Genomic DNA, 12290 nt, shown 5'->3' on the forward strand with positions numbered 1-12290 from the left:
AACCTCAAGCCGTTCTCGTCCTCCGACTCGGCCGACAACGTGAAGGCCACCTACACCGTCAACGCCTCCAGCGAGGTCGCCAACGGCGCCTGGAAACTGCGGGCCCAGGACAGGGCCGCCCAGGACGCCGGCTACATCAGCGGCTTCAAGCTCACGTTCTGAGCCGAGTCCGCCGAAGAACTCCCGGGTGGGTCGGTGACCTCAAGCCCCGACCCACCCGGGGTCCCACTCACTTCGCCGCGTTCGCCGCGTCCACGAGCGCGTCCTGGGTGACCGCGCCGACGTAGACCTTGCCGTCGTCCGTCATCAGCGCGTTGACGAGCTTGGTCTTGAAGACCGTGCCCGAGCCGAACTCTCCGCTGACCTTGTCGCCCAGCGCGTCCAGGAAGCCCTTGACCTCCGCCGGGGCCTCGTCGGTCTTCGGCGCGGGGGCGCCGGTGTCCAGCGTCGCGATCGTCGTCCAGCCCTCGCCGATGACGTTCATGCCGCTGAAGTCCGCGAGGCCCTTCTCGAGCTCGTCGGCGGGCTTCCCGTGCTTCGCGGAGCCCCCGCCCTCCGTCACCTTCGCGCCCTTCGGCGCCTTGAAGTCGAAGGTCGAGGCGGCGGGCCTGCCGAAGTCGACCTTCGTGAAGCCCGCGTCCACGACGGGCTTCCCGCCGGCCGTCGACGCGAGCGTGAACTTCAGCGGGACGCCGTTCTCGGCGTCCACCGCCACCTTCACCGACTCGACCGTGGAGCCGCTCTGCTTCGGCTTGATCACCAGTTGGTACGCGTCCCGGCCGGCCACCTTCGCCGTGCCGCCCACCGTGATCGACGTCGTACCGTCGGCGGCCTTCAGGATCTCGTCCGCCATCTCCTTCGGGGTGCTCGGAAGCTTCTTCTCCTCCTTCGCCCCGCCGGTCTCGGTCTTCTCGTGGTGGACCTCGTTCGACTTGCTGTCGTACGCCCAGACGTCCGCGCCGTTGTGGATCAGGCTGTACTCGTCCGAACCGTCGAGGACGGTCAGCTTCTGGCGGTCCGGGCCGTCCGCCGCCACGCGCAGCGTGTGGGTGCCCGAGACCAGCTCGGTCAGCTTGTCCTGCGGGTCCGCCGAGGAGGTCCCCGGCCCGCCGCCGGCCAGGCCTTCCGCGAGGCCGGCGATCGACGGCAGCCCCAGGTCCGTGCTGATCTTGAACGTACCGGACACCGTCTGCGTGTCGGACGCGGCGATCTTCTCGACGAGCTCCTGGGCCGTGATCTCCGGCAGCTTCGGGTCTCCGGACGCCGCCAGGGCCGGCACGAGTCCGATGGTCGCCGCGGCCACTCCGGCCACCGCGACCGGGACGACGTAACGGCTCATCTTCCGGCTCGCGCGTCCGGTCGTGCGCTCGGTGGTCTCAGTGCTGTCGTTCGGTGCCATGGTCTGCCCTACCTCCGTGGTCGATGGCATCCATCTGACCAAAACGGCGGTACGGAAGCGTCAGACTCCGGGCGCAACCTCGCCTACTGCTACGGGATGACGGAACCCTGAGACGCACTAACCCGCGCGGTGGACCACCGCGTCGCACAGCTCCTCCAGCGCCGCCTTCGCGTACCCCGCGGGCAGCGGCGCCAGCATGGCCCGCGCCTCCTCGGCGTAGCGGACGGTGTCCCGCCGGGCCTGCTCGAGGGCCGGGTGGACGCGCAGCCGGCGCAGGGCCTCCGCGTGGCGTGCGTCGTCGGTGAGGTCGCTGTCGATGAGCTCGACCAGTTCGACGTCCTCGGGGCGCCCGTGCGCCGCCGCGGCGGCCCGCAGACGCAGCACGGGCAGGGTCGGGATGCCCTCGCGCAGGTCGGTGCCGGGGGTCTTGCCGGACTCGTGGGAGTCGGAGGCGATGTCCAGGACGTCGTCGGCGAGCTGGAAGGCGACGCCGAGCCGCTCGCCGTACTGGGTGAGGATGGCGACGGTGCTCTCGTCCGCGCCGGACATCATGGCGCCGAAGCGGCAGGAGACGGCGACCAGAGAGCCGGTCTTGCCGCCGAGGACGTCGAGGTAGTGGTCGACCGGGTCGCGGTCGCCCTGCGGCCCGGCGGTCTCCAGGATCTGGCCGGTGACCAGACGCTCGAACGCCTCCGACTGGATGCGCACGGCCTCCGGTCCCAGGTCCGCCAGGATGTGCGAGGCGCGGGCGAAGAGGAAGTCACCCGTCAGGACGGCGATCGAGTTGCCCCAGCGGGCGTTCGCGCTCGGGACACCGCGCCGCACGTCGGCCTCGTCCATGACGTCGTCGTGGTAGAGCGTGGCCAGGTGGGTGAGCTCGACCACGACGGCCGAGGGCACGACACCCGGCGCGTGCGGGTCGCCGAACTGGGCGGAGAGCATCACCAGGAGCGGCCGGAAACGCTTGCCGCCGGCCAGGACGAGATGCTGGGCGGCCTCCGTGATGAACGGGATCTCGCTCTTGGTGGCGTCGAGGAGACCTGCCTCCACAGCCGCCAATCCGGCCTGGACATCGGCCTCAAGAGCCTGGTCCCGCACGCTAAGACCGAACGGCCCGACGACGGTCACGAGGGGGTCTCCTGTCTGCTGACGCCTGCTGACGATCACACGGATTGTCGATGTGTCGCTCGATTCGCTCAAGTCAGCGTATCCGGTCGCGTTTCGATCACCATGGGCGCCTTCCCGCCACCCCCGGTATGTTCGTGATCAGCCGATACGACCAGAAGTAGGCCTTTTGTCCCGAACAGTGATCGATATCGATACCGGCGGCGAGCAGCCTCCGCCGGAGGACGAGCACGCCCCGCACCACGCACCCCGTCCACCGAGGCCCTGACATGCGCATCCGCACCGCGTTCCCGTACGAGACCACCCGCACCGACCTCCGCATCCCGCTGCCGGACGGCACCCGGCTGTACGCGCGCGTCTGGCGGCCGGTCACGGACGAGCCGGTACCGGCCCTGCTCGAATACCTGCCGCACCGCCTCACCGACTGGACGGCACCCCGCGACTGGCAGCGCCACCCCTGGTACGCGGGGCACGGCTACGCCTCCGTACGCGTCGACGTCCGCGGCCACGGCAACAGCGAGGGCCTGCCCGGCGACGCGTACGACGCGACCGAGCTCGCCGACGGCGTGGCGGTGGTCGACTGGCTCGCCGAGCAGCCCTGGTGCAGCGGCGAGGTCGGCATGTTCGGCATCTCCTGGGGCGGCTTCGACTCGCTCCGGATCGCCGCCCTCGCCCCCGAACCGCTCAAGGCGGTCGTCACCGTCTGCTCCACCGACGACCGCTACGACAACGACCTCCACTACATGGGCGGCTCGGTCCTCGCCGTCGGCATGCCCGCCTGGGCCGCCACCCTGCTCGCCTTCGTCTCCCGCCCGCCCGACCCGCTGTACGCGGGCGAGGAGTGGCGCGAGATGTGGCTGCGCCGCCTGGAGGCCGTGGACCCCTTCATCCACACCTGGCTCGCCCACCAGACCCGCGACGACTACTGGCGGCACGGCAGCGTCCGCGAGGACTACGGCGCCGTCCGGGCGGCCGTCCTGGCCGTGGGCGGCTGGCACGACCCGTACCGGGACACCGTGCTGCGGCTCGTCGAACACCTGCCCCCGGACCGGGTCCGCGGGATCATCGGGCCCTGGTCGCACCAGTACCCCGACCGGGGCCTGTCGCCGGGCCCGGCGATCGGCTTCCTCCAGGAGACCCTGCGCTGGTGGGACCACCATCTCAAGGGCGCCAGGAACGACGTCATGGCGGAACCGCTGCTCCGCTCCTGGATCAGCGAGTCCCATCCGCCCGCCACGGTGTACGAGGAGCTGCCGGGCCGCTGGGTCGCCGATCCCGCCTGGCCCTCGCCGCACGTCACCCCCGTGACGTACGCCTTCCAGGGCGAGCCGGTCCTGGTCGACTCGCCCCAGCGGACCGGCCTGGACGCGGGGCGCTTCCTCCCGTTCGGCGACGACGCCGACCTGCCGCCCGACCAGCGCGCCGAGGACGCCCACTCCGCCTGCTTCGACTTCGCCGTACCGGAGGACGGCGGGCCCGTCGAGATCCTGGGCCGGCCCCGGGTGAGCCTCTCGCTGCGCCCCGCGGCGGCGACCGGGCAGGTGATCGCCCGCCTCTGTGACATCGCCCCGGACGGCTCCTCGACCCTGGTCACCCGGGGGGCGCTCAACTTCTCCGCCCGCCACGGCCGCGACCGGGCGGTCCCGGCGCGGGCCGGCGAGAGCGAGGACCACGTCTTCGAGCTGAACGGCATCGGCCACGCCTTCCCGCCCGGCCACCGCGTCCGCCTCGCCGTCTCCTCCACGTACTGGCCGTGGATCTGGCCCCGGCCGGACGCGGGGGGCTTCACGCTCGACCCGGCCGCCTCGCACCTGACCCTCCCGGTCCGCCGGCCCACGGCCGGCGCGGTGAAGTGGGACGAGCCGGAGCAGTCCGCGCCACTGGGCGTCAGCGTCCCGGCGACGCTGGAGGAGCCCCGCCCGGCGCGGCTCGTGGTGCGTGACGTCGCCAAGGGCGAGTGGCGGCTGGAGGTCGACCCCCGGTACGGAGGTACGCGGGTCTATCCGGACGGCCTGGAACTCGGCGAGGACGCCCTGGAGACGTACACGATCGAGGAGAGCGGCCCGCTGAGCGCCCGTACCCGTTCGGACTGGTCGATCCGGCTGCACCGTCCGGATCTGGCGTGGGACGTCACGGTCGACACGCGTTCGGAGATCTCGTGCGACGCGGAGGTATTCCGCACGTCGAACGAAGTGGTGTGCAAGGAGGGCGGCGAAGTCCTCTTCCACCGCACTTGGGAGAAGCGGATTCCGCGAACAGCGGGGTGAAGTCCCGGTGCACGGAAGGGAAAGGGCCCGCATTCCTGAACGGAATGCGGGCCCTTTCTCAGACTGCGCGTCAGGCGTTCGAACCGGCCTTACGGCGACGGACGACGAACATCGCGCCGGCACCCAGGACGAGGGCCGCGCCACCCGCGAGGGCGATCTGCGGAATGACGTCGCTGGAACCGGTCTTGGCGAGCGAACCGTTGGTGGCGGTGTTGCCGTTGCCGCCGCCGGTCACCGGGGTGGTGGAGGTGCCGCCCTGCTCGGTGGTGTTGCCGTTGCCGCCACCGGTGGTGCCACCGGTGCCGGTGCCGGGCTTCGACTTGGCGACGATGTCGAACTCGATCGAGCCGGCCTCCTGCATCCAGCCGCAGGACCCGTCCTTGTTCTCGTAGCCGCCCGCGGCGAACAGGATGCCGTCGCCGGCCGGGGACTTGGCGTCGACCGTGAGGCGCAGCTTGATGTCGGCGTGGCCACCGGGCTTCACGGCGCCGGCGAGGGCGCCGGTCTCGTCGTCGAAGTCCTGCCACTTCGGGTTGGCCGCGGTGGACCAGCTCAGGTCGAGGTACTTGTCGAGGTCCTTGGCATCCGTCGAGTCCATGTTGAAGGCCTCGGCGTAGGCGCCCACCTCGTCCAGCGACTTGGCGGTGCCGTTGGTGATGCGCAGGGTGAAGACGGCGCTCGTACCGGCGACGACCTTCTTCGGGCCGGTGAGGCCGGCCTTCAGCTTGGACTCCTCCACGCAGTCGTCGCCGGGCTCCTCGCCCTCCTCGGCCTCGGCCTCGGCGAGCGCCTTCTCGGCGGCCTTGAGGGCCTTGAGGGCGTCCTCCTTGGCCTTGTCGGCGACGCTGACCTTCCGGACGGCGGCGACGCGCGCGTCGTCGATGGCCTCGGCCGCGTCCTTCACCTTGGCGTCGGCGGCGGTCTTGGCGGCGGCGGCCTCCTCGGCCGTCTTCTTCGCCTCGTCGAGGGCCTTCTGGGCCTCTTCCTTGGCCGTCTCGTCGGTGGCGGCGTCCAGCTTGGCCTGCGCCTCGACGACCGCGGCGTCGGCGGCGGTCTTCTTGGCGGCGGCCTCGTCGGCGGCCGTCTTGGCGGCGGCCTTGGCGACCTGCAGCGGGTGGTCGGCCTTGTCCAGGGCCTCGAGCGTCTTCTTGACCTCGACCTGGGCATTGGCGGCGGCGACGACGGCCTCGTCGTACGCCTTCTGCGCGGCGGCGACCTCGAGCTTCAGCTGCTCGATCGACGGCTTCTGGTTCTGCGTCTGGGCCCCGGCCGGCTTCGTGTCCGCGAAGGCGGGAGCGGCGGAGAGGAACACGACAGGCGTGGTCACGGCGGCGGCCACGGCGGTCGCGAGCATGCGGCGGATCTTCAAGGCGGACCTTTTCTGGTCGAGAAGATGAAAAGAGTTGTGGGAGTCGCGCCTGCGGATACGTCACGCGGCTCGACGCCGACGCGATCGTATGGCCCGCATAAGGCCACGGAATAGGTGGAATGCAGAGCCCGCACGGGCACAGGAGCTTCACAGGGTGAGCAAATGCCGCGAACACGGACAGTTGTGCACGGAGGCCTCAGTTTTTGTGTGATGCATGTCATCCCCATCCGGAACCGGGGCGCACGGCCTTTACCGCTACGCGCCGGCGCCGGTCCCGCGGCGGCGGGCGACGACCATGGCACCGGCACCGAGCGCGACGGCCGCGGCACCCGCGAGCGCGATCCGCGCTACGGCGTCGCTGGAGCCGGTCTTGGCGAGCGTGCCCCCGGTCGTGGTGCGGTTGCCCGTCACCGGAGTGGTGGGGTGCCGCCCTGCTGCGTGGTGCCGGTGTCGCCCCCACCGCCGGAGCCGGTGCCGTCGCCGCCGTTCGTCACGCGCAGCGTGAAGGGGACGGTGGGGGCGAGCGCCTGCGGGCACCTCACGCGGCGCTTCGTCCCGGCGATCGTATGACCCGAACAACCGGGCCGATCAGGGAACTTGATGCCCCGCTCGCCCCACAGGACCCTCACAGGAGGTACGAATCCTCCGAACATGGACAGTTGCCCACGGAGGGCACACTTCCTGTGTGACCCATGTCATCCGCGCCGCGCGGCCCGCCCCGTAACGTGTCCCCCACACCCGTGGAAAGCGAGGCAAGCACCGATGCCCGAGCAGTCCCCGCTCGACCTGGCCGAGGGCGATCCCTTCGGCCCGCACAACCTTCCGTACGGCGTCTTCTCCACCGCCGGCGAGCCCGACCGGCGGAGGGTCGGCGTCCGCATCGGCGGGCATGTCCTCGACGCGGGTGCCGCCGCGCACGCGCTCGGTTCGCCCTATGCCGCCCTGCTCGCGCAGCCCAGCCTCAACCCGCTGCTCGCCGCCGGGCGCACCGCCTGGCGTGATGTGCGCCGGGCGCTGACCGCCTGGGTCACGGTGCCCGCCCACCGGTCCGACATAGAGCCGCTGCTGCACCCGCTGGACTCCGTCACGCTGCACCTGCCGTACGAGGTCGCGGACTACGTCGACTTCTACGCGAGCGAGCACCACGCCACCAACGTGGGCCGGATCTTCCGCCCCGACGGCGACGCGCTCACCCCTAACTGGAAGCACCTTCCGATCGGTTACCACGGCCGCGCGGGCACGGTCGTCGTCTCCGGCACCGATGTCGTACGCCCCGCCGGGCAGCGCAAGGCGCCCACCGACCCGGCGCCGGTCTTCGGCCCCTCGGTGAAGCTGGACATCGAGGCGGAGGTCGGCTTCGTCGTCGGCACCCCCTCCGCCCTCGGCACGCCGGTCGCGCTCGGCGACTTCCGCGAGCACGTCTTCGGTCTCACGCTGCTCAACGACTGGTCGGCGCGTGACATCCAGGCGTGGGAGTACGTCCCGCTCGGCCCGTTCCTCGGCAAGTCGTTCACGACGTCCGTCTCGGCCTGGGTGACCCCGCTGGAGGCCCTGGACGCGGCCCGCGTCCGCCCGCCCGCCCGGGACCAGGACCTGCTGCCGTACCTCGACGACTCCACCGAGGAGGAGCCCGGCGGCTTCGATCTGCGGATCACGGTCCGGATCAACGGCGAGGTGGTCTCCGAGCCGCCGTTCTCGACGATGTACTGGACGGCCGCCCAGCAGCTCGCCCATATGACGGTCAACGGCGCCTCGCTGCGAACCGGTGACCTGTACGGCTCCGGTACGGTCTCGGGCCCCGAGGTGCACCAGCGCGGTTCGCTCCTGGAACTGACCTGGAACGGCCGCGACCCCCTCGAACTGCCCTCCGGGAAGCGGACGTTCCTGGAGGACGGCGACGAGGTCACCCTGACCGCCTGGGCTCCGGGGCCGGACGGCACCCAGGTCGCGCTCGGCGAGGTGACGGGCCGGATCGTGGCCGCGCCGGGCGTCTGAGCGGGGCCGTCCCGAATGGGTCACCCGGCGTGCGGTGACCCGGCCGGGCGGCCCATGCTGCTCTGTGGGAACAGGGGAGAGCCCGCTCGCATCCGGCGCCCCGAGGGGCGCGCGTCCCTTCCAAGGAGCAACGCAATGCCCGTACGACCCCGCGGCCGTTCCGCCAGGGCCGCCGTCGGTCTGGCCGCCCTCACCTCGATAACCCTGGGGGCAGCCCCCGCCGCGGCCTCCGACCCCGCACCCGATGCGACACACGGTGGCAACCCCTTCGAAGGGGACCTGGCGAGGGCCTACGACGCCACGGTGAAGTACAAGTCGGAACAGGCTGCCCTGGACGACGGCTACATCCGGACGGACGAGTGCGTGTTCTCGGACGAGGGCGGCATGGGCTACCACTACGTCAAGCCCGCGCACGTCGGCTCGATCGACCCGGCCAAGCCCGCGGCTCTGCTGTACGCGGACGACCACAAGGCTGACGAGAACGGCCACGAGACCGGCAAGCCCAACGGGCAGGAGACCGCCAAGCCCAACGGGCAGGAGACCGCCAAGCCGAACGGCCCCGAGAACGCCCGGATGAACGGCCAGGACAAGGGCCACGAGAAGGGCGAGCGGAAGCTGGTCGCGCTCGAGTGGGTCGTTCCCAACACCGGCCAGCCCCGGCCACAGATCTTCGGCCGCGGCTTCGACGACCCGGAAGTCATCCCCGGCGTGGGCGACGTGTACACCCTGCACGCCTGGCTCTTCAAGAAGAACCCGAAGGGTGTGTTCGTCCCGTACAACCCGCGGGTGAAGTGCTCCGACGAGGCGAAGCCGACGGCGTAGACACGCCGCAGGGCCCGGCCCCCGCCTTCGCGGGGGACCGGGCCCTGAGCGGTGTCGTACCGGCTAGCGGACGAACACGCCGGCCTGGCTCGCCAGGTCCAGGAAGTACTGCGGGGCGACGCCGAGCACCAGCGTCACCGCCACACCGACCGTGATCGCGACCGTCGTGAAGCCCGACGGCACGGCGACCGTCGGGCCGTCGGTCTTCGGCTCGCTGAAGAACATCAGCACGATCACCCGGATGTAGAAGAACGCGGCGACCGCCGACGAGACCACGCCGACCACGACCAGCGCGCCCGCGCCGCCCTCCGCCGCCGCCTTGAAGACCGCGAACTTCCCGGCGAATCCGGAGGTCAGCGGGATGCCGGCGAAGGCGAGCAGGAAGACCGCGAAGACCGCCGCCACGAGCGGCGAACGGCGCCCGAGACCCGCCCACTTGGACAGGTGCGTCGCCTCGCCGCCCGCGTCGCGCACCAGGGTGACCACGGCGAAGGCGCCGATCGTCACGAAGGAGTAGGCGCCGAGGTAGAACAGGACGGACGAGACACCCGTGGGCGTGGCCGCGATGACACCGGCCAGGATGAACCCGGCGTGGGCGATCGAGGAGTACGCGAGGAGCCGCTTGATGTCGGTCTGGGTGATCGCGACGATCGCGCCGCCCAGCATGGTGACGATGGCCACGCCCCACATGACCGGCCGCCAGTCCCACGTGAGGCCGGGCAGCACCACGTACAGCAGACGCAGCATCGCACCGAACGCGGCGACCTTCGTCGCGGCTGCCATGAAGCCGGTGACGGGGGTCGGCGCGCCCTGGTAGACGTCCGGGGTCCACATGTGGAACGGAACGGCGCCGACCTTGAACAGCAGCCCCATGAGGACCATGGCGAAACCGATGAGCAGCAGGATGTCGTTGCCCATGGTGGCGGCGAGCGCCGGGTCGACCGCGGCGACCGAGCCGTCGACGACGTTCGCGATGGTGGCGTACGAGACGGAGCCCGCGTAGCCGTACAGCAGGGCGATGCCGAAGAGCAGGAACGCCGAGGAGAAGGCGCCCAGGAGGAAGTACTTGACCGCGGCCTCCTGCGACATCAGCCGCTTGCGGCGGGCGATGGCGCACAGGAGGTAGAGCGGGAGGGAGAAGACCTCCAGGGCGATGAAGAGCGTCAGCAGGTCGTTGGCGGCCGGGAAGACCAGCATGCCGGCGACCGCGAACAGCGCCAGCGGGAACACCTCGGTGGTGGTGAACCCGGCCTTGACCGCCGCCCGTTCCTGGTCGCTGCCGGGGACGGCGGCGGCCTCGGCCGCGAAGGAGTCGACCTTGTGGCCGTGGTCGGCCGGGTCGAGCCTGCGCTCGGCGAAGGTGAAGACCGCGACGATCGAGGCGAGGAGAATGGTGCCCTGCAGGAAGAGCGCCGGGCCGTCGACGGCGATGGCCCCCATGGCGGCGATGTGCGCCTTGGTGGAGCCGTACCCGCCGGCCGCCAGGCCGACGATGGCGGCGAAGGCGACGACCAGGGCCAGGACGCTGAGGAACACCTGGCTGTAGTAGCGGCCCTTGCGGGGCACGAAGGCCTCGACGAGGACGCTGAGGACCGCGGCGCCGACCACGATGAGTACGGGTGAGAGCTGGACGTACTCGATGTGGGGTGCCGGGATCTTGTTCAACGGCTCGGCGGCCGTCGTCCACAGGCTGTGGACAGCTGGCGCGACGGCAGATGCGCTCACTTGGCCGCCTCCACTTCGGGTGCAGGGTCCTTCTGCTGGACGTCGGACATGGTGTGGGTGACGGCCGGGTTGACGATGTCGGTCAGCGGCTTCGGGAACACCCCGAGGAAGATCAACAGGGCGATCAGCGGCGCCACGACGGCCAGTTCGCGCACCCGCAGGTCCGGCATGGTGCGGACCTCCTCCTTGACCGGGCCCGTCATCGTCCGCTGGTAGAGGACGAGGGTGTAGAGCGCGGCGAGGACGATGCCGGTGGTGGCGATGATGCCGGCCACCGGGTAGCGGGCGAACGTGCCGACGAGGACCAGGAACTCACTGACGAAGGGCGCGAGGCCCGGCAGCGAGAGGGTGGCCAGGCCACCGATCAGGAAGGTGCCGGCGAGCACCGGGGCGACCTTCTGCACACCGCCGTAGTCGGCGATGAGCCGCGAACCGCGCCGGGAGATCAGGAAGCCGGCCACCAGCATCAGCGCGGCCGTCGAGAGCCCGTGGTTGACCATGTAGAGCGTGGCACCGCTCTGGCCCTGGCTGGTCATCGCGAAGATGCCCATGATGATGAAGCCGAAGTGGGAGATCGAGGCGTACGCGACCAGGCGCTTGATGTCCCGCTGGCCGACGGCGAGCAGCGCGCCGTACACGATGCTGATCAGGGCGAGCGCGATGATCACCGGGGTCGCCCACTTCGACGCCTCGGGGAAGAGCCCGAGGCAGAAGCGGAGCATCGCGAAAGTGCCGACCTTGTCGACCACGGCGGTGATGAGGACGGCGACCGGGGCGGTCGCCTCCCCCATCGCGTTCGGCAGCCAGGTGTGCAGCGGCCACAGCGGCGCCTTCACCGCGAACGCGAAGAAGAAGCCGAGGAAGAGCAGCCGCTCGGTGTTGGTCGCCATCTCCAGTTGCCCGCTCGCCCGCGCCTCGGCGATCTCCGTCAGGGAGAAGTTCCCGGCGACGACGTACAGGCCGATGACGGCGGCGAGCATGATCAGCCCGCCGACCAGGTTGTACAGCAGGAACTTGACCGCCGCGTACGAGCGTTGGGCCGCGGCATTCTCGTCGGAGCCCGCGTGCGCCCGGTCGCCGAAGCCGCCGATGAGGAAGTACATCGGGATGAGCATGGCTTCGAACAGGATGTAGAAGAGGAAGACGTCGGTGGCCTCGAAGGAGAGGATCACCATCGCCTCGACCATCAGGATCAGGGCGAAGAAGCCCTGCGTCGGCCGCCAGCGCGAGGACTTCGTCTCCAGGGGGTCGGCGTCGTGCCAGCCGGCCAGGATGACGAAGGGGATCAGCAGCGCGGTGAGCGCGATCAGCGCCACCCCGATGCCGTCGACGCCCAGTTCGTAGCGGACCCCGAAGTCCTTGATCCAGGAGTGCGATTCGACGAGCTGGTAGCGGTCACCGCCCGGCTCGAAGCGGACGAGCACGATCGCGGCGAGCACGAGCGTGACGAGCGAGACGGTCAGCGCCAGCCACTTGGCGGCGGTGCGGCGGGTGGCGGGAACGGCGGCGGTGAGGATCGCACCGACCGCCGGCACCGCCGCCGTCGCCGTCAGGAGCGGGAAGCCCGCGTTCACGATGGGGGACATCG

General features: G+C 70.8%; 11 protein-coding genes. 4 read left to right on the top strand and 7 right to left on the bottom strand.

The window, feature by feature from the left end; translation table 11 throughout:
* On the top strand, nucleotides 1-162 hold a 162-nt coding region (locus tag ABZY12_RS26970; protein ID WP_356894807.1), incomplete at its 5' end, for a proprotein convertase P-domain-containing protein.
* A gap of 67 nt (nucleotides 163-229) precedes the next feature.
* Here the strand turns inward: ABZY12_RS26970 and ABZY12_RS26975 are convergent.
* On the bottom strand, nucleotides 230-1399 hold the full coding sequence (locus ABZY12_RS26975) for a sigma-E factor regulatory protein RseB domain-containing protein (RefSeq protein WP_356894685.1): 1170 nt from the start codon (nucleotides 1397-1399) through the stop codon (nucleotides 230-232).
* Between the two features lie 117 nt (nucleotides 1400-1516).
* Nucleotides 1517-2527: a polyprenyl synthetase family protein gene (locus ABZY12_RS26980; protein WP_356894687.1), complete on the bottom strand. Its 1011-nt coding sequence runs from the start codon at nucleotides 2525-2527 to the stop codon at nucleotides 1517-1519.
* 266 nt (nucleotides 2528-2793) lie between these two features.
* On the opposite strand from ABZY12_RS26980, the gene ABZY12_RS26985 reads away from it, so the two are divergent.
* Nucleotides 2794-4791 (top strand): CocE/NonD family hydrolase, encoded by a 1998-nt coding sequence (locus ABZY12_RS26985; protein WP_356894689.1) that lies wholly within the window; start codon nucleotides 2794-2796, stop codon nucleotides 4789-4791.
* Between the two features lie 70 nt (nucleotides 4792-4861).
* On the opposite strand, the gene ABZY12_RS26990 is transcribed toward ABZY12_RS26985, so the two are convergent.
* From ABZY12_RS26990 to ABZY12_RS27000, 3 genes are all read right to left on the bottom strand, one after another.
* Nucleotides 4862-6145: an LPXTG cell wall anchor domain-containing protein gene (locus ABZY12_RS26990; RefSeq protein ID WP_356894691.1), complete on the bottom strand. Its 1284-nt coding sequence runs from the start codon at nucleotides 6143-6145 to the stop codon at nucleotides 4862-4864.
* Nucleotides 6146-6415: 270 nt separating this feature from the next.
* Nucleotides 6416-6571 carry a hypothetical protein gene (locus tag ABZY12_RS26995; RefSeq protein WP_356894693.1) on the bottom strand — a complete coding sequence of 52 codons (156 nt, stop codon included), beginning with the start codon at nucleotides 6569-6571 and terminating at the stop codon, nucleotides 6416-6418.
* On the bottom strand, nucleotides 6568-6702 hold the full coding sequence (locus ABZY12_RS27000; RefSeq protein ID WP_356894695.1) for a hypothetical protein: 135 nt from the start codon (nucleotides 6700-6702) through the stop codon (nucleotides 6568-6570). The genes ABZY12_RS26995 and ABZY12_RS27000 overlap by 4 nt, the downstream gene beginning before the upstream one ends.
* A gap of 220 nt (nucleotides 6703-6922) precedes the next feature.
* Between ABZY12_RS27000 and fahA the strand changes: the two genes are divergently transcribed.
* Nucleotides 6923-8155 (top strand): fumarylacetoacetase, encoded by a 1233-nt coding sequence (gene fahA / locus ABZY12_RS27005; protein ID WP_356894697.1) that lies wholly within the window; start codon nucleotides 6923-6925, stop codon nucleotides 8153-8155.
* Nucleotides 8156-8290: 135 nt separating this feature from the next.
* Nucleotides 8291-8977 (top strand): hypothetical protein, encoded by a 687-nt coding sequence (locus ABZY12_RS27010; protein WP_356894699.1) that lies wholly within the window; start codon nucleotides 8291-8293, stop codon nucleotides 8975-8977.
* A gap of 63 nt (nucleotides 8978-9040) precedes the next feature.
* Here the strand turns inward: ABZY12_RS27010 and nuoN are convergent, their stop codons facing one another.
* Together nuoN and ABZY12_RS27020 are read right to left on the bottom strand one after the other, a co-directional pair.
* The gene (gene nuoN, locus ABZY12_RS27015) at nucleotides 9041-10702 is read right to left on the bottom strand and encodes an NADH-quinone oxidoreductase subunit NuoN (protein ID WP_356894701.1); all 1662 of its coding nucleotides are present in this window, start codon (nucleotides 10700-10702) and stop codon (nucleotides 9041-9043) included.
* Complete coding sequence (locus ABZY12_RS27020) at nucleotides 10699-12288, bottom strand: NADH-quinone oxidoreductase subunit M (RefSeq protein ID WP_356894703.1); 1590 nt, start codon at nucleotides 12286-12288, stop codon at nucleotides 10699-10701. Before ABZY12_RS27020 ends, nuoN begins: the two co-directional genes overlap by 4 nt.
* Nucleotides 12289-12290: the final 2 nt, after the last annotated feature.

The organism is Streptomyces sp. NPDC006551 (assembly GCF_040611675.1).
In the GTDB taxonomy this organism is placed as follows: domain Bacteria; phylum Actinomycetota; class Actinomycetes; order Streptomycetales; family Streptomycetaceae; genus Streptomyces.